This is a genomic window from Cupriavidus sp. 207A1, assembly GCF_057798955.1.
In genome coordinates this window covers 425,962-445,508 of sequence record NZ_JBYOJO010000001.1, presented here as the reverse complement: position 1 = coordinate 445,508, position 19,547 = coordinate 425,962, and the positions used below count along the sequence as shown (strand labels likewise).

The following is a 19,547-nucleotide window of genomic DNA, read 5'->3' as shown; positions in this document are numbered from 1 at the left end:
AGCAGGGCCTGGCCGTAGTTCATCTTTGGTATCAGCCGTCGGCGAAGACCATGATCTCGTGGTGACCGCCGCGAGCCGGGGGAGACAATGTTGCGTCAGGTGCTTGCGCGCACGCCGAGCCCGCTTGGACGCGTTGGGTCGCGTTCCATCACGGCGGGCACGGTGCTTCTTGGAGCGCTGACGACGGCTGTCGTCTATGCCTTCTGCACCGATCTGCTGGAACGGGATGTGCGGCTGCGCTTCGACAGCGATACCGGCGACGTGGTCCAGCAGATCGATACGCGGATCCGGCTCTATACCGACGTGCTGGTCACGATGCAGGCGCTGTTCGGCGCCAGCGACCATGTCTCGCGCGGCGAGTTTCGCGACTTTGTCGTCGGCCTGAACCTGCCGCAGCGCTACCCCGGTTTCCAGACGCTGAATTACGCGCCCTACGTGCCCGCGCCGGAGCTCGATGCGTTTGTCGCCAGGCAGCGCAATGACCCGATCCTGCGCGAGGCCGGCGTGACGTTCAGCATCCGGCCGCCGGGCCAGCGCCCGGGCTACTTCGTCCTCACCTATGTCGAGCCGCTCGCCACCAACCTGCCGTCCATCGGCGTCGACATGGGTGCCGAACCGCGCCGCCTCGCCGCGCTGGAGCGCGCCCGCGATACCGGGCACCCGGTCAGCAGCGGCCGGCTGATCTTCAGCGAGGCCAAGAATCCTCATGTGGGCATCGCGCTGCGCCTGCCGGTGTATCGCAAGGCGCTGGACCTGGATTCCGTGGAGGCGCGCCGGGCCGCTTACGTCGGCTCGGTCGGTGCCGGCATCCGCGTGGCGGATTTGCTCAAGGACCTGGTCAGCAACCAGAACCTGCGCCCGATCCGCTTTCGCGTCTATGACGCCGGGGACTTTACGGCGCCGGCCGGTGCCCTGTCCGCCGGCAACCTCCTTTATGACAGCCGCACCGGGCTGGCCACGCCCCGCCCGGGCCGTGCCGCAGATGGCCGCGCAGCGCCGCGCGCGGGCACGCCGGCGGACGGACCGGCGGCCGCGGCGGCTAGTCGGGACGACCTGACCAGGAGCGTGGAGCGCAACTTCGGCGGACGGCGCTGGGTCATTGCCTTCGCTGCCGACTCGACCGCGCTCGGCGGTCCGCAACGCTATCTGCCGACGCTGGTGATCATTTCCGGGATGATCATCACCGTGCTGCTGGGCTGGCTGGCCTACGCCTTGTCGAGTTCGCGTGCACGGGCCGTAGCCGTCGCCGACCAGATGACGCACAGCCTGCGCGAGAGCCAGGCGGCGCTGGCCGAGGCGCAGCAGATCGCCCAGCTCGGCGACTGGCGCATCGACCTGGGCAAGGACGTTGCCCATTTTTCACGGGAAATGGGTCGCCTGCTGGGCTGGCGCGGCCACCGGCCGAGCCCGGACACGCTGTTCCAGGCGATCGAGACCAGCCATCGCGCCGTGCTGCGGGAACGGATGGAAAAGGCCGTGCGGGATCGCCAGCCGTTCGAGCTCGAGTGCCCTTACCGTTCGCAACGTGGACGGCGCGGCTGGTTGCATCTGATTTGCCACGCGCAGGGTCCGGCGGGCAACAGTACCGCCTTGCGCGGCACCGCGCAGGATATCAGCCAGCGCAAGGCGGCAGAACAGGCGCGCGCGCAGGAGCACCAGATCGCCCTGCACCTGGCCACGGCCGACAGTGAAGCCGAGGTGCTCGAGGACATCGTCCACACCCTGCTGGAAGGCATGGAATGGGAGGCCGGGGCATTCTGGCCGGCCGACGACGGCCATGGCAACAAGCTGCCGCAGGTATGCCTGAGCCGCGCCAAGGGGCTCGAGCCATGGCTCGCCGCACACCCTGCCCGTACCGCGGGCGCCACGGCCATTGCGGCGCCACAATGGTATGCGGGACTCCATGACCTGGCCCGGCATGCGCACGCCGGATGGCTTGCAAGCGGTGGCATCCGCACGGTATTCGCCTTTCCGCTGAGCCGGGGCCACGTGACCCTTGGCGTGGTCGAACTCTATTCCCGCACCCGGCGCAGCGCCGATGTCCATGCGCTGACGATGGCCGTGGGCATTGCCGGCCAGACCGGGCATTTCCTGCTGCGGCGGCAGGCCGAGGAAAACCTGCGTTTCATCGCCAATCACGATGCCCTGACCGGCCTGCCCAACCGGCTGATGTTCAAGGCCGAGTTCGAAAAGGCCCTGGCACGCGCCCGCGCCGGCGGACAGGCACTGCATGTGATCTTCGTCGACCTGGACGAATTCAAGGTCGTCAACGACACCATCGGCCACAACGCCGGCGATGCCGTGCTCCGCGAAATGGCCGAGCGGCTGCTCCGGGGCTTGCCCGAGGTGGAGTTGATTACGCGCTTTGGTGGCGACGAGTTTGTCGTGCTGCTCGACCCCAAGGGCGATTCGACCGTTCTTGGCCGGACCATCTCGCAACTGCAGGCGGTGCTCACGCCCGCCTTTGTCGTCAATGGATCCGAGATGCGGATGACCGCCAGCATCGGCATCAGCTCGTTCCCCGAAGACGGCGACGACTGGCAAACCCTGCTCAAGCATGCCGACCTGGCCATGTACGGCGCCAAGCAGCTGGGCAAGAACGGCTACCAGTTCTATTGCCGCGGCATGAGCACCACATTGCAGCGGCGCATCGACATGGAGTCACACCTGCACCGCGCGCTCGAGAATGACGAGTTCGTGCTCTATTACCAGCCGCGCATCGCGCTGGCATCGGGAACCTGCACCGCAGTCGAGGCACTGATCCGCTGGCGCCACCCCGAACTGGGCCTGGTCATGCCTGCCGACTTCATTCCCTTCGCCGAGCAAAGCGGCGCCATCGTCGAGATCGGCGCGTGGGCGCTGCGCGAAGCGTGCCGCCAGAACGCCGCGTGGCTGGCGCAGGGACTGCCGCCGGTGCGGGTTTCGGTCAACCTCTCCGCCCGGCAGTTTGCCGACAAAGCGCTCAGGCTGACCATCATCGATGCGCTGCGCCAGGCAGCCCTGCCCGGCAACCTGCTTGAACTGGAGCTGACCGAAAGCATGGTCATGCGCGATGCCGAACAGGCTTCGAACTGGCTGTCGCGCCTGAAGCGCACCGGCGTGCGCCTGGCCATCGATGATTTCGGTACCGGTTATTCCTCGCTCGCCTACCTGAGCCGCTTCCCGATCGATACGGTCAAGATCGACCGCAGCTTTGTCCGCTATGTACCCGAAAGCCGCAGCGACACGCAGATCACCAGCGCGGTGATCGGCCTGGGCCACCGGCTCGGCCTCGAAGTCGTCGCCGAGGGCGTGGAGAACGAGGCCCAGCTCGAATTCCTGCGCCGCGAAGGCTGCGACGAAGTGCAGGGCTACTACTTCAGCCATCCGTTGCCGCCGGCGAAGATCACTGCCTTCCTCGCCAGCCGCATGGAGCATGGCCCCGATTTCGCACGGGGCCAGGAACCGATGCGCGCCTGACCAGGCGCGCCGTCGTGTCGTCGCATTGCAGGCAGTCCAACAAAAAGAGAGGAAACTGGATCATGCATGAACGTACTGTGCAAACCATGTGGCAAGACATCGATGCCCTCGATTTCTCGAGAATGAAGGCCAAGCTGTTGCACCAGCGGCATCGGGACTGGACTCCGGCGTCCCTGGAGCAGGCCGAGGACGGCTACCGCCAGTTCCTGAAACTGGCCGCGAAGTATCCGGAAACACCGGCAGTGCCCAGCGAGCTGGTCGATGCCTTCTGGCATGCCCATATCCTGGATACCCGGCGTTATGCCGACGACTGCATGCGCATCTTCGGCCGTGTGCTGCATCACGATCCCTACGTTGGCATCGACGGCCCGGAAGACGAGGCACGCCTGCTGGCGATGGCCGCCTCCAGCGACGCGCTGAACCTGCGCGAGTTCGGCAGCCCGCTCACCTCCGCGGCGTACTGCGCGCGCGCTGCAACGGACAAGGCCGCGTATTGCGCGCGCATCGGCGAAAAGAAGGATGCCGCGTACTGTGCCCGGCTGGCTGAAAGGAAGGATGCCGCCTACTGTGCTCGCCTGGCGACGGATGAGGCCGCCTACTGCGCACGGGAAGCGGAAGGCGGGCTGGGACAAGCGCCCTCGGTCACGGCGAGGCCCGCTTATTGCGCGGTGAATTCGCCTCGGCGTCTTGCTTGACTGCGGATCAGGAAGGCACCCATCACGTTTAGCCTGGGTGCTACCGACCACTGGTACAACCTGCAGATCGCTCCCCGTTATCTGTCAGGTGATTGTGAATGCGCGGCTCTGCCGCGCATTTTTTTCAACTGGGTTGGGCGGCCGCGCTTTTCGGGGAGCGGTTTAAGCCATTGGCGGGGCGCGACATGAGACCGACAGCCGTGTTCAACTGGCGCTGACTTCGTTCGTGAGCGACTTGCCGCTTTCGAACTCCGTCACGCTGCGCAAAGTTGTTTCGCAAATGGTGGTCACGGCCTCGCGCGTGAGGAAGGCCTGGTGCCCGGTCACGATCACGTTAGGAAAGGTGATTAGCTGCTGCAGCACGAAGTCGTCGACGATGGTGCCGGACAGGTCGCGGAAGAACAGGTCCGCCTCCTGCTCGTACACGTCGATCGCCAGCCCGCCGAGCTGCCCGCTCCTGAGCGCTTCGATCACTGCTTCCGTGTCGATCAGCCCGCCGCGACTGGTGTTGATCAGCAAGGCGCCTGGCTTGGCGCGCGACAGCGTTTCGGCGTTGATGATGTGATGGGTCTCGGGCGTGAGCGGGCAGTGCAGCGAGATGCAGTCCGCGCTTGCGCCGATTTCCCCCTCGTCCGCGTAGCGTCCGCCAAGGGCCTCGAATTCCGGGGACGGGTACTTGTCGTAGCCGATCACATTGCAACCGAACCCGACCATGATTTTCGCAAACACGCGCCCGATCTTGCCGGTGCCGATCACGGCCACGGTCTTGCCGCACAGGTCGAAGCCCATCAGGCCTTCAAGCGAAAAATTGAAGTCCCGCGTGCGGTTGTAGGCGCGGTGGATCTTGCGGTTGACCGCCATCAGCAGGGCCACTGCGTGCTCGGCGACCGCGTTGGGCGAGTAGTCGACCACGCGCACTACCTTGATCCCAAGCGCCTGCGCGGCTTTCAGGTCGACGTTGTTGAACCCCGTGCAGCGCAGCGCGACCAGCCTGGTGCCGCCGCGTCCGAGCGCCTCCAGCACGGTCGCATCGGCCCGGTCATTGACGAAGATGCACACGGCGCCGTGGCCCGCGGCGAGGCCCACCGTCTCACTGTCCAAGGACACGTCGAAGTACTTGAGCTGATGGCCTTCAGCCGCATTCGCGGCATCGAGATGTTGACGATCGTAGGACTTTGCGCTGAAGACGGCGATTTCCATGATGTGTCTCCGCGGCGAATCGCATGGCGCGCTTCGCCCAGGTTGCCCCTGCACTATCCGCCAGCCACACTATCCGCCCGCCAGTGTCGCGGCGACCTGTACGAACAGGATTTTCACAATGGTCATTGACGGGAAGATCATCGAGTAGCCAAGGTCGGGCCGGTCGGTGGGCGCGACGCGGTTGGCAAAGGCAAGGATGGCGGGATTGCCGGTCGCGCCGCAGATCACGCCCACCGCCAGGTCGAACGGCAGCCTGAAGACCCAGAGGCAGAGAATCGCAGTAATCAGCAGCAGGGCGAGCAGGATCACCACGCCATAGATCAGGAACGACACCCCGGTTACGCCGATGGTGGCGAAGAACTTCGGCCCGGATGCGATGCCCACCTGTGCCAGGAAGATGGTCAGCCCGAAGTTGCGCAGGACCAGGTTGGCCGACAGCGGCATGGTCCAGACGAACGGTCCGAGACGGCGCACCCGGCCGAGCACGAGGGCAACCAGCAGCAGCGCCGCCAGCCCCAGCGCCAGCGTGCCGACGCCGGGAATCGGCACCGGGATCAGCCCCACCAGCAGCCCGAGCGCCGCGCCGATGCCGATCGAGATAAAGCTCAGCTCGGCGGTGCCCTTGATGGAGTCGCCAAACAGGGCGCGAATCGGCTTCATGTGGGCGCGATTCACCAGCAGGCCGACGCGGTCACCGAACTCGAGGGTGAGGTCATCGCGGGGCATCAGGTCCGCATCGCCGCGCCGCACATGGGCGATCGAGCAGACCATGCCTTCGGGAAAGCGGATATCGCGCAGCGTGTGCCCGACCACGAGCCGGCTTGAGGCGAACACGCGCATATAGTCCAGGTCTTCGCGATGGCTCGTCATGCGGCCTGGCTGCAGCTCTCCGCACAGCGAGGTGGCTTCACGCAGCGCGGCCGGGTCGGTGGCGGTCGCGAGCAGCACGTCGTTGGCCTGCAGGACCAGGTCATCGGCGGACGGGTAGTTGTGGTGGGCGCGACGCACGGCGGCAATCGCTACCCCTTCCGGCAGGCGCGCTACCACCTCCGACAGCCGCAGGCCGATAAACGCCGGGTTGGTCAGCGCAATCTCGGCGGTCTCGATCAGCTTTGGTGGCGGCCGCACGATATTCGGCTTGAGCAGCGCGGTGAGGGCATACAGAAACAGGATCGGCCCGGCCACGCCGACCGGGTACGCGACGCTGTAGCCCACTGCGGCGCCGTCGCTCTTCATCGCCGTCATCGCGGCCTGCAGGCTTGCCGTACTGGTGCCCGCGCCGGCGAACATGCCTAGCGACTCGTCGAGCTTAACGCCGACCAGCGGCACCAGCGCAACCGCGACCAGTCCGGAGCCAACCACGCCAAGGACCGCAGCGGCGTTGGCCTTGATGCCATCCGGGCTGGTCAGCCCCTTGAAAAACTGCTCCCCGTACTGGATCCCAATGCCATAGAGAAAGAGCAGCAGCCCCAGAGTGCCAAGGATGGCAGGCGGCGCGGCCTTGGGCGCGAACCCGCCGATCGCCAGCCCCACGAACAGCACCGCGCCCGAACCGAGTGACACGCCCTTGATATTGATCTCGCCGATGACATAGCCCAGTGCAACCGTGAGGAACAGCGTGAGCAGCTGCTGGGTTTCGAGCAATGTCCGGACTGCATCCATGCCGTTCTCCGCTGGAAGTTCTGAAACACTGCGGGCGAGGCAAGCGACGGGTTCTGGGGCCCTACCTGGCCGCAGCCGGCTGTACGGACACTGCAACGGCCTCGGTATAAACCGCTTCGACCCGGTCGCCCTTCTTGATGCCATTCAGGCGTGTCGTGTCCCCTACCAGCAGGACCACGGTGCGTCCCTTTGGCCCCTTCAGGGTGACGGTCCTGGCGCTGGTGTCGAAGGCAACGACGTCTGCCGTGACGGTCACTTCCCGTCCGACCGTGCCGCCCGGCTTTGCTCCCGGCGCAGCGCGCTCCGAGATCTCGCGCTCATGCATGGCAAGCGGACCACTGCCCTTCTTGAGGCTCATGGTCAGCGCTTCCCTGTACTCCACCGTGACAGTGTCGCCGACCTTGAGCTGCTCGAAGTTCCTGGCGTCCGGCCCCACGACGAGGTCCCTGGTCTTGCCGTCGCCGGACTTCAGCCGGACCGTCCGCGTCGGCGCATCGATCTTGGTGATCGTGGCGGTGACCTTGGCGGTGCCGGTCGCAGTCGCCCCTTCAGGCGACTGCGTGACATCCACGCGGGTTTCGGGTTGCGCCCATGTTGCCGTGGTTGCCACCAGCATTGCCGCCGCGGTCAGTAGTGTCTTGCATTTCATGCCATCCTCCGTTTTCTGATCGGGCCCCGATGTGCGTCTTGTTCTGAACTCTAACGTTAGCCCCGGACGCATCAGAACTGAATCTTTTCGGATGACGAGATAAGAAAAATTTCCGGCCAACGGATGCGTCCGCCTTAACTAACCTGACGTCACGGTCGGCGTGTCTCCTGTGCGGGCTTTACTGAGGCAGTTCACTTGAACCGCAAGTGGGTACTTCAATTGCACGGAGTACCTGGGAGAGAGATTCCATCAATGGTTTTCCCACGACAGAAATCACTGGGCGTAGTGGCAAGGTCCTCCAGGTCCAGCTCCCGGTCGAGGGGCAGTTTGCCGATTTTAGTGCAGCAAGAGCGAAATTCAGTCGAAAGTGCCGGAGTATTCGTCATGGCGGGGGAATCTACGGCGGGTTGCTGAGGTGTCCGGCCACTTTTGGCCGCCGAGGGCTGGACGGGTTGTTCAGATACCGTGCCACTCTTTCTCGCCGGAGCGGTCTTCGCTGGCTGTCCGGTTGGCGGGACATTCCCCGTCGCCGGACGAACCCTTGCAGGTGGCTCGGGTGGCGGGGCGATTTTTGTCGCAGAAGAGGGTTGGACAGGTGGTTCTGGGTTCGGGCCTGTCGACGCAGGAGAGACGCATTGGCCCAGTTGGCAAATGCGCTCGCCCTTGCATTGCATGTCATGTTCGCATCCAACTGCACCGGCGTGCGGCGCAGTCCCCATGGCGAGTGACAGGGCGAGGAGCAAGCCTGGCGCTTTCATCTTCAGCTTCGCCTCCTCCTCTACGTTCGGTGACTGGCACGCTGCTCGACCCCGGCGCAAGTCAGACTGGACCATTTCGTAGTCTTAGGGCCATGCGGCGGGCGACACTCCTAGTATGGAATGTTCAAACAGTGAGCGCCACCCGAGCTGCGAGTGGCCGAGTCGCGGCAACGCCCGCCGCCAGACAGCCCGCGCCAGTGCGACGGCGTCGGCACATGTCCTCTTCAGGACAGCGCATGCGTATTGCGATGCCGGATGGCCTCATGGCGCATCGCGTAATGCCATCCCAGGTCGGCTATCGGCCCGGCCTTTCGGCCAGTCTCGACGGCATCCGCGGCGGCAGCGTTGCCTTGTCGCGCTCGCTCTGCGATACCAAACATAATGGCGGCCAGCCTGAACAGGTTGTAGGCGATGTAGAAGTCCCAGTGTTCGATACCCGCAGTGCCGTTGGCTTCGGCATACCACTGCAAATATGTCTGTTCGCTCGGGATACCGAGGCCTGCGAAGTCGAGATCGGCGATACCGCGCCACAGCGATGAAGGGATGTGCCAGCTCAGGCAATGATAGGCAAAGTCAACGAGCGGATGTCCCAGCGCGGACAACTCCCAGTCCAGCACCCCGATGACCCGGGGCTCGCTGGGGTGGAAGACCAGATTGTCAAGGCGGAAGTCGCCATGGACGAGACGCGTCTCCTCGCCCGCGGGGATGTTCCTTGGGAGCCAGCTCATCAGCGCTTGCATGGCGGAACTTTCGAGCGCGCCGGTGGCACGGCTCTGGCGCGTCCATCCGGCAATCTGACGCGCCAGGTAGTTACCGACAGGGCTGTAGTCGGCCAGGCCTGCCGCCCGGACATCGATGCGATGCAGCGCTGCCATCACCCGATTCATCTCCGCGTAGATGGCCCTGCGCTCGGCGCTTTGCATTCCCGGCAACGACTGGTCCACCATTACCCTGCCATCGAGGTACTCCATCAGGTAGAACGGGCTGCCAACCACGGACAGGTCTTCGCTGTACAGGTACACGGCGGGGACGGGCACATTACTGGCCTGGAGCGCGCTCATGACCCGAAACTCGCGGTCGATGGCGTGCGCCCTGGCCTGGATGTGCCCGGCAGGCTTCATCCGCAGCACGTAGCGGTGTGCACCGGAGGAGACCAGGAAAGTCGGATTGGACTGGCCACCGGTAAGCCGGGTGGCAGCAAGCGATGCCTGGTCGATCAGCCCGCGCGCAAGGAGCAGCCGGGCCAGCGCGTCCCAGTTGCGGTGAGTCGTATCGTTCATTGGGCTGTCCTTTGGCTGATGTGGAGAATCGCTTGACGCATCACAGCGTGCTGACGAGATGCCCGCCATCGACGGGCAACACGGCGCCGGTGATGTAATCCGATGCCCCCGATGCCAGCAGCAGCAAGGCGCCATCAAGCTGGGAGGGCTGTCCCAGGCGCCGCTGAGGGATCCGCCGGACCATCGCTTGCCCGCCGTCTGTCTGGAAGAAGGCGCGATTGATCTCAGTGGCGAAGTACCCCGGCGCCAGGGCGTTGACGCGGATGCCATGGCGTGCCCATTCCAGTGCCAGCGATTGCGTCAGGTGGATCAAACCGGCCTTTGCCGCCGTGTATGCGGGAACCTGCTGCGCCACCCGCAGCCCCAGAATGGAAGCGATGTTGATGATGCTGCCCTGCCGGCCAGCTTCGCGCATCTGCTGGGCGGCGTACTGCGCCACACGCCAGGCGCCGGTCAGGTTGGTATCGATGACCCGCGCCCAATCCTGCTCACTCGTCTCTAGCGCGGGCCCGGTGGTTGCGATGCCAGCACTGTTGACGACGATGTCCACGGTACCCTGCGCCTGCTCGGCCCGGAAGAAGGCGCCGGATACGGAATCGGGATCACACACATCCAGTTGAACCACACATCCGTCCGCGCCCGTCGCCCGGATCTCCGCCAGCAAGCGTTCCCCTTCGGCGAGTCGGCGGCCGGCAAGCACTACGCGGCATCCAGCGTTTGCCAGGGTCACCGCGAAGTGGCGGCCAAGCCCGCCGAATGCGCCCGTCACAAGTGCCACTTTGCCCTCCAAATCGGGAAAGACAGGTTGAGGACGAGGTGAGGAAGCCATACTTGCAGTCTCCTTGGACGCGGTCGTTGGAGCGCAGGTTAGGCCGTTGCGCCTGCCAAGCCAGCCACCCGAACGGGGAGGCACCCCACCATGCCCCCCGAGGCAAACCTCGGGATGCCCCGTGCCTCCCCTGTTGGGGGGCTGGAAAGCCGCGCCATGGCGCTTACGCTGGCAGGCATCCGGCGTCCCTGGCGCTGCATGCAAGTCATGGGCATGCTGCCCAGGCCGCTGCCACAGCGATCAAGGAGTTCCTCCGTGACACGGCCTATCCCGATCCCCCGCACGCCATCGGCGTACGCCTATCCGCTGCTGATCAAGCAGCTCCTGCACGCGCCGCTGGCGGTCAACCCGGAGCAGGAAATCGTCTACCGCGGTCAGGTCCGACACAGCTACTGGACCATGCGGCACCGCATCGGCCAACTGGCCAGCGGCCTGCAATCGCTCGGCATTGCACCGGGCGATACGGTGGCAGTCATGGACTGGGACAGCCACCGATACCTCGAAAGCTACTTCGGCATCCCCATGATGGGCGCGGTGCTGATGACGGTAAACGTGCGGCTGTCGCCGGAACAGATAGCCTACACACTGAACCACGCTGGCGTCAGGCTGCTGATCGTCCATGCCGACTTTCTGCCAACGCTCGCCTTGATTCGCGCTCAGCTCGAAACCGTCGAGCGCTTCGTTCTGGTCAGCGACGACACCTTCGCACTGAGCAACGCGCCCTTGCCCGATGGCTTCAGCGCCGAGTACGAAGCGCTGCTGGCGGCGTCGCCACCTGACTACGCCTTCCCGGATTTCGACGAGAACGCCCGGGCCACGACCTTCTACACCACAGGCACTACCGGGCTGCCCAAAGGGGTGTACTTCAGCCATCGGCAGATCGTGCTCCATACGCTCGCCACCATGGCGGCTCTGGCCGCTGCGCCCAGCCAGGGACGCGTGCATCGGGACGACGTCTACATGCCGCTGACGCCGATGTTCCATGTGCACGCGTGGGGGATGCCCTTTGTGGCAACGGCGCTTGGTGTGAAACAGGTCTATCCGGGCCGCTACGCCGCAGATCACCTACTGCGGCTGATGCAAGGCGAGCGGGTCACGTTCTCCCACGGCGTGCCCACGCTGCTCCACATGATCCTGTCGCACCCGGATTCGGCCGGGGTCGACCTGAGCGGCATGAAGATGATCGTGGGCGGTTCGGCGCTGCCGCGCGGCCTGGCGCAGGCCGCCATCGACCGCGGCATCGACGTGTTCACCGGCTACGGCATGTCTGAGACCTGCCCCATCCTCACACTGGCGCAGGTGAAGACCTCGCTGCTTGGCGATGCCGCCACCGAACTCGACCTCCGCACCAAGACCGGCTTGCCGGTTCCGCTGGTCGACCTGCGCATCGTCGATGACGAGATGCGCGACATTGCGCACGATGGCGAAGCCAGCGGCGAAATCGTGGTCCGCGCACCGTGGCTCACGCAAGGCTATCTCGGCGATGCGGCTGGGTCCGAGCACCTGTGGGCCGGTGGCTACCTCCATACCAACGACATTGGCTCGATCGACAGCGACGGTTATCTGAAAGTCACCGACCGCATCAAGGATGTAATCAAGAGCGGCGGCGAATGGGTGTCGTCGCTGGAGCTCGAAGACCTGATTTCGCGTCACGCTGCGGTGAGCGAAGTGGCCGTCATCGGCATCAAGGATGCACAGTGGGGCGAACGCCCCCTGCCGTTGGTCGTGCTGCGGCCGGGACAGTCCGCTGGGACGGAAGAAATCCAGGAGCATTTGCGCGACTTCGTCCGCCGCGGCGCGATCTCGAAGTATGCGATCCCGGAGCGGGTGCTCTTTGTCGACGCAATCGAAAAGACCAGCGTGGGCAAGATCAACAAGCGCCTGCTCCGCGAAAAGTACCAGAACGCCCCGCCCCTTTCCCCTGCTTTCGGCACCCACCCATGAACCGGCGGCCAACGCCGCTGTGGCAAGTGCCTTATCACTAGAAAAACCGCTTCAGGAGACAAAGCAATGCAAGCTTCCACCATCACAGAGCGCATCAGACGCCATCCCAGGTTCGGCGAACTGGTCCGACGCCGCGCCCGCCTCTCGCGGGTATTGCTGGCCCTGGTCCTCGCCCCCCATCTCGCGCTGATGCTTGCGGTTGCGATGCAGCCCCAACGCCTGGCCGAGCCGCTTCATCCGGAAACACTGCTCAACCTTGGCATCGTCCTTGCCGTCGGAATCGTGCTGCTGGGCTGGGCCGCGACATGGTTTTACGTGCGCCGTGCCAACGGCAAGCTCGAGACGATGGTGCAGCAGATCCTGTCGGAGGCCGGACAATGAATCTCCAGGCCATTGCCATGTTCCTGCTCTTCGTCGCGCTGACGCTGGGCATCACGTACCGGGCCTCCTCGCGCACCCGGACTGCCAATGACTTCTTTACCGCAGGCGGCGGCATCACGGGTATGCAGAACGGCCTGGCCGTGGCGGGCGACTACATGTCGGCTGCCACGCTGCTCGGCGTAGTCAGCCTGGTCTATGCACGCGGTTTTGATGGGCTGCTGTATATCGTCGGGTTCTTCATCGGCTGGCCGGTCATGCTGTTCCTGATGGCCGAACGGCTGCGTAATCTCGGCAAATTCACCTTTGTCGACATTATTTCGGACCGGCTCGATCCCGTCAGCACGCGCTGCATTGCAGCGGCCAGCAGCCTGGTGGTGGTGCTGCTCTACCTGATCGTGCAAATGGTCGGCGCCGGCGAGTTGGTGCAGTTGTTGTTCGGCATCGACTATGCCTATGCCGTCGTCGGGGTCGGCGCGCTGATGATGATCTACGTGACTGTTGGCGGCATGATCGCCACGACATGGGTGCAGATCGTCAAGGCAGTGCTGCTTCTGTTCGGCGGCTCGTTGCTGATGCTCCTGGCGCTGGGGCATTTTGGCTTCAGCCTTGAAGCGCTGGCTGCCAGGGCAATCGCGGTGCACCGCAGCGGCCCCGCCCTGCTCGCGCCGGGCACGCTGTTCGCCGATCCGGTCTCGGCGCTCTCGCTGTGCGTGGCCACCGTGCTCGGGCTGTCGGGACTCCCGCATATCCTGATGCGCTTCTTTACGGTGCCGAATGCGTGCGAGGCACGCAAGAGCGTGTTGGTGGCCAGCACCTGCATTGGCTACATGTTCCTCGCCATGTTTGCCATCGGTCTTGCGGCCATCGTGATCGTCGGTACCGAGCCGCGCTACTTCGAAGGCGGCCAGGTTGGCGGCAAGCTGCTCGGCGGCGGCAATATGGTTGCAATGCATCTCGCCAGCGCGACCGGCGGCAACCTGTTCCTCGGGTTCCTGGCGGCGGTCGCCTTTGCCACGATTCTCGCCGTGGTGTCTGGCCTGACGCTCGCGGGCGCTTCCGCGATCTCGCATGACATCTACGCCGGTGTCCTGCGGCGCGGCTCTACCACCGATGCAGCCGAGGTCTCCGTCACCAAGAAGGCCACGCTCGCCATCGGCATCGTCGCGGTGCTGCTGGGGATTGCCTTCAAGGGGCAGAACCTGGCGTTCCTGGTCGCGCTGGCTTTCAATGTAGCGGCCTCGGCGAATTTTCCGGTGCTGGTGCTGTCGATGTACTGGCGCGGCCTGACCACCCGGGGCGCGGTCTGGGGCGTGGCGTCGGGCCTGGCGTCGTCGGTCGCGCTGGTGATACTTTCCCCCGCCGTCTGGAAGAATGTGCTGGGGCATCCTTCAGCCATCTTTCCGTACGACCACCCGGCCCTGTTCACGGTCCCGCTCGCGTTCCTGGTCACATATCTGTGCTCGCGCTTCGACCGCAGCGCCAGGGCCGAGGCAGAGCGACTGGCCTTCGACGCGCAACTGGTCCGCGCACAGACCGGCCATGGAGCAGAGGCACCGTCCAGCCACTGAAACCCGGCGCATGACCCGGCGCGGGTTGCGCGCCAAACCGAGGTGCAACCCGCTGCGGTAGCCCCGTGCTAGGTCGCTGCAGGCGTCAGCGCGGCATAGAACGCCGCGTTGTCCCAGTAAGCTCGCATGAATTCGATCCGGCCATCCGTGTCCATACGAACGATAAAGACGTGCGGCAGCGAGAAGGACTGGCCTCGGCTTGCGATCCCGAGCACGTCCCGGGCCTGCGTGCCCGTGATGGTCACCTCGGCAATCGCGGTGCGCTGGTCATCGTCGCCATAGACCGCGGTGACCTGGTTGTTCAAGTCCGGGAAACCATCCATCAGTGCGCGCCAGATTGCCTTGCCGGCCTCGCCAACCGGCCCCTCCATTGCCATGGGGACATAGTCGATCCGCGCATCTTGAGAAAACATGGCAAGCATGCCGTCTATGTCATGCTCACGGTAGCGGGCGAAGAATGCCTTGACGATCTCGATCTGGTTCATCACGTATCTCCCTGGAAACACCCCCCGGCAAGCTAGCTCCGCGTTTCGGGGCGCTGCGCGACCCGAGGCAGGTCCCGACCCAGGCCGCTGCGGACCGCCTGGATGCGGGAGTTCACTTTCAGCTTCTCAAAGATATTCTTCAGATGCCACTTCACGGTTTCCGGGGCGACGCGAATGGCGCGGGCAATCTCCTTGTTGGAAAGCCCCCGTGCCACGTAGTCGAGAATTTCCACTTCACGGGCGCTTAGCCTGCTGGCGGACGCCGGCTCCACCTGGTCATCCGCGGCGTCTGGCGCGCTTGCCGGCGCATCGAAGCCCGCGCATAGCCTCCTCACATACCAGGGCTCAACCTCGGCCAGGCGGTCTTGCTGCTGACGCAGCGCGTCAAGGATTTCCCGGGCCGCAGGCCCGGCATCGAGAAACACGCGGTACAGACCGTTAGCCTGGCCATACGTGAGCGCGGCACGCATGGCCTCCACAGCCTCCACACGCTCGCCCGCACTGTGCAGGGCGACCGCCAGCATCACTGATATCTGGGCGGAAAGGTACTGCATGCCCGCCGCACGCAACTCAGCCTGCACGCCCCGCAAGATGGGAACCGCTTCCGCCGCCCGGCCACGCGCCACCAGCAGACGGCAATGCGCCATCTGGAAACGCTGCCAGGTCTCCAGGTAGCTGCCCTGCAAGCCCGCTGGCCGCTGCCCGACAAGCGCTTCCAACTCGTGGCCGATCCTCGTGGCGCGGCCCAGGTCGCCGGACCGGATACCGATCCGGATCGCCTCGGCCTTGCATGCGACCTGCATGCGCAGCCATCGGCGGCTTCTGGCAACGGCTTCCGCGTTTTCTACGACCCGATAGGCTTCGTCCTGCTTCCCCGCCAGCAGCCTCAGGCGCGCCAGCGTCACGCAGAAGCCGACCAGTGGCCCCAGCGAGCACGATTGCATCGCCATCTCGAGCCGCCCTTCCAGCAGTTCGGCGGCCCGGTCCAGGTCATTCCATTCATAGTGGATGGCGGCCAGGTAGCCGACCGGGAGCACCGATGCGGCAGACTGCCGGCCGGCGCGCGCGTTGGATTCGCGCAGCACATCCTCCAGGGTCTGAACGGCCTCGCCCAGCCTGCCTTCCACGAACAAGCTGAGCCCAACCATGCTTTGCCGGTACACCTTGGCGTAGATCGGCGTATCAGCGCCGGTATTGAGGGTGAGCGTGCGCCGCAGGCGTTCGACCTCGTCAAACCCCGCTGCATAGCTGAGCCCGAAGATCTGTGTGGTCAGCCCGATGCCCTCTTCCCATGAGCCGGTTTCGGGGCCGAGCGCCAGCACCTTGCGGCCCATTTCCAATGAGAGTTCGCTTTCATCGGACAGACCCGCGATTAGCGCCGTGACCGCCTGCAACTCGACGCGCACTACCTCGGTCAAGGGCAGCCGCCCGTGGCCGATGTCCTCCTCGACCGCCTGCAACACCGCTTTGGCCGCCACTGTCTGCATCGTCAACGCGAGCGCCCAGGCCTGCGCCAGGCGCAGGCGCAGCCGGCCATGCACCGCCTCGGGGGGCAGCTTGGCAACCCAGCTCAGCACCGTCCGCACGTCGCTGGCCTCGACCAGGGTCATCGCGCATTGCTCGACCCAGCCGGCGGCGCGATCGACATCCCCCGCGGCCAAGGCATGCCGGACCGCTTCCTGCCACAGCGATTGCGCCGCAAACCATTCACTGGCCCGGCGATGCAATTCGGCAACTTCGTGCGGACGCTCCCTGACCAGGCGTTTTCTCAGGTATTCGGCAAACAGCGCGTGATAGCGGTACCACTGGCCCTCGGCGTCCAGGGGTCTGACGAACAAATTCCGAGCCATCAGCCACTCGAAAGTGGCATGCGACTTGCTGGAGCCTGTCACTGCCTCGCACAAGGGCACCGACATTCGGTCCAGCACCGAGGTCTGCAGGAGAAAAGTCTGTAGCGGCTCGGGGACGTGAACAAATACGTTCTCGTTCAGATACGTTTCAACGCTGCGCCGGACGAATGGCAAGCGCTCGGCAAAGACGTCAGGCTTGTCGGTTGCGCTTAATGCAAAGGTCGCCAATTGCAAGCCAGCCGCCCAGCCTTCGGTCGCTCGAAGCAGGACCTCAGTCTGGGCAGCGCTCAGCTCATGCCCGGAAACGGCGGAAAAAAACGCCTGCGTCTCGGCGCTGTCAAAGCGCAGGGCTTCCGCATCCAGCAGCAGCAATTGACCCCGGGCTTCGAAGTAACTCAGCGGAAAGCCTGGCTCGCCCCGCCCCGCGACGAGTAAATGCAGGTTCTCCGGGGCATAGCGCAGCAGCCGGAACACCGCCTCGTGGATGGCGGGCGCTGCCAGCCGATCGAAATCATCCAGCACCAGCACCATCCGGCACGGCAGCGCCAAGACCGCATTGAGTAGCTCGGCAAACATTGCGTCCGCCGGCGCCAACGGGTCCGGCGCCAGGCCGCACGGGATCTGAACGCCGGCCCGGCCGCAGGCATCCCTGGTCGCTGCGAGCAGGTAGGCGCCGAACTGGAAGAGATCGTCGTCGTCTCGGTCGATACTGAGCCAGCCAACGGCGCAGCCTTCCTGCGCCATGACCGTCTTCCATTCACTCAACAGCGAAGTCTTGCCGAAGCCGGCGGGGGCTACCAGAACCGTCAGCTTGCGTTCCATGCCTGGGCGCAATAGCTCGATGGCGCGCTTGCGACGGATATAGTGGCGCGTTCTCGGAGGCGCCAGCTTTGTCAGGATCAAGGCTGGCCGCCATTGGGGCAGTTGCGCAGCAGCGACCGGCGATGATTGGGTCATGCGTGGCTCTTCCTAACGGCGGGTGCGACCACTACACGATCACACCCCATTCATCCGCCTGCTCCCGGCGCACCATCTCGGCGGCTGAATCAGGCGTGATGGTTCGGTAGCGATGCGACGCGGCGGTGATGACATCGATCATGGCATCAATCATTTCCTGCGGGTCATGCTGGTTATTCAGCGGACGCTTTACCCGCGGCTGCATCTCGGGACACTTATGAAGCTTCTCCCCAAGGCAAGAGGGTCTTCTTGCCACTCGCATCTAACTTTCCTTCACTAGGATCAGCCGAGCAGGTCCGGATGCGACTGTAACGCATGATCGCCGAAACGGAAGTCAAGCCACAAGGGCAGGAGATACCGTCAGAGGGGGGGGACGGCGGGGGGCTTGGCCGGCGATGCCAACTCGCCGCTGTTTCCGGGCGTTGCTTTGTACTTCGGTGATACCTCCTGGGCTGATCCGAACGCCGCTTTCAGCATTGCCAGGACCTGTACTGGGTACCCCCCCACTTAGGGAGGCTCCTTGCAAACACCGCAGCGATACGGGAATGATTGCGTCAGCGATGCGAACGGCGTGTCTCGCGTTTCCACTAACAGTTTCTCGCAAATGGGAATCGCAAGGCATAGATTGGTTCGCGCATCTTTAAGCACTCCGGCGCCGCCAGCTACGGGCCAGGCCCGGCTCGGCAAGCGCGAGATGAATCCAAGGAACCTGCCATGTCGACTATCTCAAGACGCTCCTTTGTCCAGTCCATCAGCGCCGCAACACTCGCGCCGGGAATGTTGCTCGCCTCGGCCGAGGCTGGAGCGTCCGAAAGCTCCGCTCTGCCCAAAGGGGGCGGCGCAAACTACGCCGATTACAAGCATATCCAGGTCACCAAGGACCGCCACGGCGTCGCCACCGTTACATTGAACTATGCGCCGCTCAACCTGCTCGATGAGGTACTGTCGGATGAGTTCGACCGCGTGACCCGCCAACTGGAACAGGATGCGGGGGTGCGCGTCATCATCCTGCAGAGCGCCGTTCCGAAGTTCTTTATCGCTCACTCGGGCTTGCGCCGTGTCGGCTCCGCACCGAAAACGACTTCGAATACACGTACCTTCCGCCTGACCCAGATGCTCGGCGAGCGCTTGCGCAACATGCCAAAAGCCGTGATCGCCAAGGTCGAGGGCATCGCCCGTGGCGGCGGCTGCGAGATCGCGCTGGCCGCGGACATGTGCTTCGCCGCGATCGGCAAGGCTGTGTTCGGCCAGCCCGAAGTCGTCTGCGGACTGGTCCCTGGCGGGGGCAACACACAGCGATTGCCGCGGCGCATGGGGCGCGCACGTGCCCTTGAGGTGCTGCTCGTCGGCGAAGACTTCTCGGCAGAACTGGCCGACCACTACGGCTATATCAATCGTGCGCTGCCGGCCGATGAACTGGGGCCATTCGTGGACAGGCTCGCACGCCGCATTGCGACCTTCCCCACCACCACCATCGCGCACCTGAAAAAGGCGGTGGACATGGGCTCAGATGTATCGTTCTCCGAAGGGTTGTTGGTCGAAGCGCATGAAGCCGATCTTTGCGTAGCCAACGAAGCGATACAGGCGCGTGTGAAGGCGATACTCAAAGCGGGCGCCGAGACCTACGAAGGCGAACTCCATTTCCCCGACCTCTCTGCCAACCTGCCGCCCGCCGATTAGGCGATCTACCTGCCTCCGAACGGTCATCGCCCGCCGGTGCGAAAAAGCGTTGATACGAGCGAGCGAGTGCAGTGCACATAGCAAGGTGCCGGAATGCATGGCTCCTGCTGGTGATTGGGGGATTTCCCCTCATCCTTAAAGCCGGTGGAA

13 protein-coding genes are annotated in these 19,547 nt (G+C 64.6%); 6 read left to right on the top strand and 7 right to left on the bottom strand.

Going from position 1 to position 19,547, the window contains the following annotated elements; all coding sequences use genetic code 11:
- Positions 1-87: 87 nt before the first annotated feature.
- Both AC3FMM_RS02020 and AC3FMM_RS02015 read left to right on the top strand, forming a co-directional pair.
- Positions 88-3,459, top strand: coding sequence for a bifunctional diguanylate cyclase/phosphodiesterase (locus tag AC3FMM_RS02020; RefSeq protein ID WP_442784917.1), 3,372 nt, complete (start codon positions 88-90; stop codon positions 3,457-3,459).
- 62 nt (positions 3,460-3,521) lie between these two features.
- Complete coding sequence (locus AC3FMM_RS02015) at positions 3,522-4,154, top strand: glycine-rich domain-containing protein (protein ID WP_488686091.1); 633 nt, start codon at positions 3,522-3,524, stop codon at positions 4,152-4,154.
- A gap of 204 nt (positions 4,155-4,358) precedes the next feature.
- On the opposite strand, the gene AC3FMM_RS02010 is transcribed toward AC3FMM_RS02015, so the two are convergent.
- From AC3FMM_RS02010 to AC3FMM_RS01990, 5 genes are all read right to left on the bottom strand, one after another.
- The gene (locus AC3FMM_RS02010; protein ID WP_326348088.1) at positions 4,359-5,354 is read right to left on the bottom strand and encodes a 2-hydroxyacid dehydrogenase; all 996 of its coding nucleotides are present in this window, start codon (positions 5,352-5,354) and stop codon (positions 4,359-4,361) included.
- A gap of 69 nt (positions 5,355-5,423) precedes the next feature.
- Positions 5,424-7,016, bottom strand: coding sequence for an aspartate:alanine exchanger family transporter (locus tag AC3FMM_RS02005; RefSeq protein ID WP_488686052.1), 1,593 nt, complete (start codon positions 7,014-7,016; stop codon positions 5,424-5,426).
- A 61-nt stretch (positions 7,017-7,077) separates the two neighbouring features.
- Positions 7,078-7,665 (bottom strand): DUF1344 domain-containing protein, encoded by a 588-nt coding sequence (locus AC3FMM_RS02000; RefSeq protein ID WP_115712453.1) that lies wholly within the window; start codon positions 7,663-7,665, stop codon positions 7,078-7,080.
- Positions 7,666-8,647: 982 nt separating this feature from the next.
- A complete protein-coding gene (locus tag AC3FMM_RS01995; RefSeq protein ID WP_115699789.1) occupies positions 8,648-9,703 on the bottom strand; it encodes a phosphotransferase family protein in 1,056 nt (351 codons plus the stop codon).
- A gap of 40 nt (positions 9,704-9,743) precedes the next feature.
- Positions 9,744-10,532, bottom strand: a complete 789-nt coding sequence (locus tag AC3FMM_RS01990; protein WP_111520153.1) for an SDR family NAD(P)-dependent oxidoreductase — start codon at positions 10,530-10,532, stop codon at positions 9,744-9,746.
- Positions 10,533-10,745: 213 nt separating this feature from the next.
- On the opposite strand from AC3FMM_RS01990, the gene AC3FMM_RS01985 reads away from it, so the two are divergent.
- The 3 genes from AC3FMM_RS01985 (at position 10,746) to actP (ending at position 14,425) form a co-directional block, all read left to right on the top strand.
- Positions 10,746-12,476 carry a fatty acid--CoA ligase gene (locus tag AC3FMM_RS01985; protein WP_240987854.1) on the top strand — a complete coding sequence of 577 codons (1,731 nt, stop codon included), beginning with the start codon at positions 10,746-10,748 and terminating at the stop codon, positions 12,474-12,476.
- Between the two features lie 66 nt (positions 12,477-12,542).
- Entirely contained in the window at positions 12,543-12,857 is a 315-nt protein-coding gene (locus AC3FMM_RS01980; RefSeq protein WP_414249030.1) for a DUF485 domain-containing protein, read from the top strand.
- Positions 12,854-14,425 (top strand): cation/acetate symporter ActP, encoded by a 1,572-nt coding sequence (actP, locus tag AC3FMM_RS01975; protein ID WP_198036094.1) that lies wholly within the window; start codon positions 12,854-12,856, stop codon positions 14,423-14,425. The genes AC3FMM_RS01980 and actP overlap by 4 nt, the downstream gene beginning before the upstream one ends.
- Before the next feature lie 68 nt (positions 14,426-14,493).
- On the opposite strand, the gene AC3FMM_RS01970 is transcribed toward actP, so the two are convergent.
- Both AC3FMM_RS01970 and AC3FMM_RS01965 read right to left on the bottom strand, forming a co-directional pair.
- Positions 14,494-14,910 (bottom strand): nuclear transport factor 2 family protein, encoded by a 417-nt coding sequence (locus AC3FMM_RS01970; protein WP_115699786.1) that lies wholly within the window; start codon positions 14,908-14,910, stop codon positions 14,494-14,496.
- Positions 14,911-14,942: 32 nt separating this feature from the next.
- Positions 14,943-17,717, bottom strand: a complete 2,775-nt coding sequence (locus tag AC3FMM_RS01965) for a winged helix-turn-helix domain-containing protein (RefSeq protein WP_488686051.1) — start codon at positions 17,715-17,717, stop codon at positions 14,943-14,945.
- A 714-nt stretch (positions 17,718-18,431) separates the two neighbouring features.
- Here AC3FMM_RS01965 and AC3FMM_RS01960 point away from each other — a divergent pair.
- Entirely contained in the window at positions 18,432-19,397 is a 966-nt protein-coding gene (locus AC3FMM_RS01960) for an enoyl-CoA hydratase/isomerase family protein (protein WP_115699784.1), read from the top strand.
- The last annotated feature ends 150 nt before the right edge of the window (positions 19,398-19,547 follow it).

Coding starts and splice junctions, on each gene's coding strand:
- AC3FMM_RS02000 (WP_115712453.1), bottom strand. CDS start 7,665: ATGAAATGCAAGACACTACTGACCGCGGCGGCAATGCTGGTGGCAACC.
- actP (WP_198036094.1), top strand. CDS start 12,854: ATGAATCTCCAGGCCATTGCCATGTTCCTGCTCTTCGTCGCGCTGACG.
- AC3FMM_RS02010 (WP_326348088.1), bottom strand. CDS start 5,354: ATGGAAATCGCCGTCTTCAGCGCAAAGTCCTACGATCGTCAACATCTC.
- AC3FMM_RS01960 (WP_115699784.1), top strand. CDS start 18,432: ATGTCGACTATCTCAAGACGCTCCTTTGTCCAGTCCATCAGCGCCGCA.
- AC3FMM_RS02015 (WP_488686091.1), top strand. CDS start 3,522: ATGCATGAACGTACTGTGCAAACCATGTGGCAAGACATCGATGCCCTC.
- AC3FMM_RS01985 (WP_240987854.1), top strand. CDS start 10,746: ATGCTGCCCAGGCCGCTGCCACAGCGATCAAGGAGTTCCTCCGTGACA.
- AC3FMM_RS01990 (WP_111520153.1), bottom strand. CDS start 10,532: ATGGCTTCCTCACCTCGTCCTCAACCTGTCTTTCCCGATTTGGAGGGC.
- AC3FMM_RS01970 (WP_115699786.1), bottom strand. CDS start 14,910: ATGAACCAGATCGAGATCGTCAAGGCATTCTTCGCCCGCTACCGTGAG.
- AC3FMM_RS01980 (WP_414249030.1), top strand. CDS start 12,543: ATGCAAGCTTCCACCATCACAGAGCGCATCAGACGCCATCCCAGGTTC.
- AC3FMM_RS02005 (WP_488686052.1), bottom strand. CDS start 7,016: ATGGATGCAGTCCGGACATTGCTCGAAACCCAGCAGCTGCTCACGCTG.
- AC3FMM_RS01995 (WP_115699789.1), bottom strand. CDS start 9,703: ATGAACGATACGACTCACCGCAACTGGGACGCGCTGGCCCGGCTGCTC.
- AC3FMM_RS01965 (WP_488686051.1), bottom strand. CDS start 17,717: ATGACCCAATCATCGCCGGTCGCTGCTGCGCAACTGCCCCAATGGCGG.
- AC3FMM_RS02020 (WP_442784917.1), top strand. CDS start 88: ATGTTGCGTCAGGTGCTTGCGCGCACGCCGAGCCCGCTTGGACGCGTT.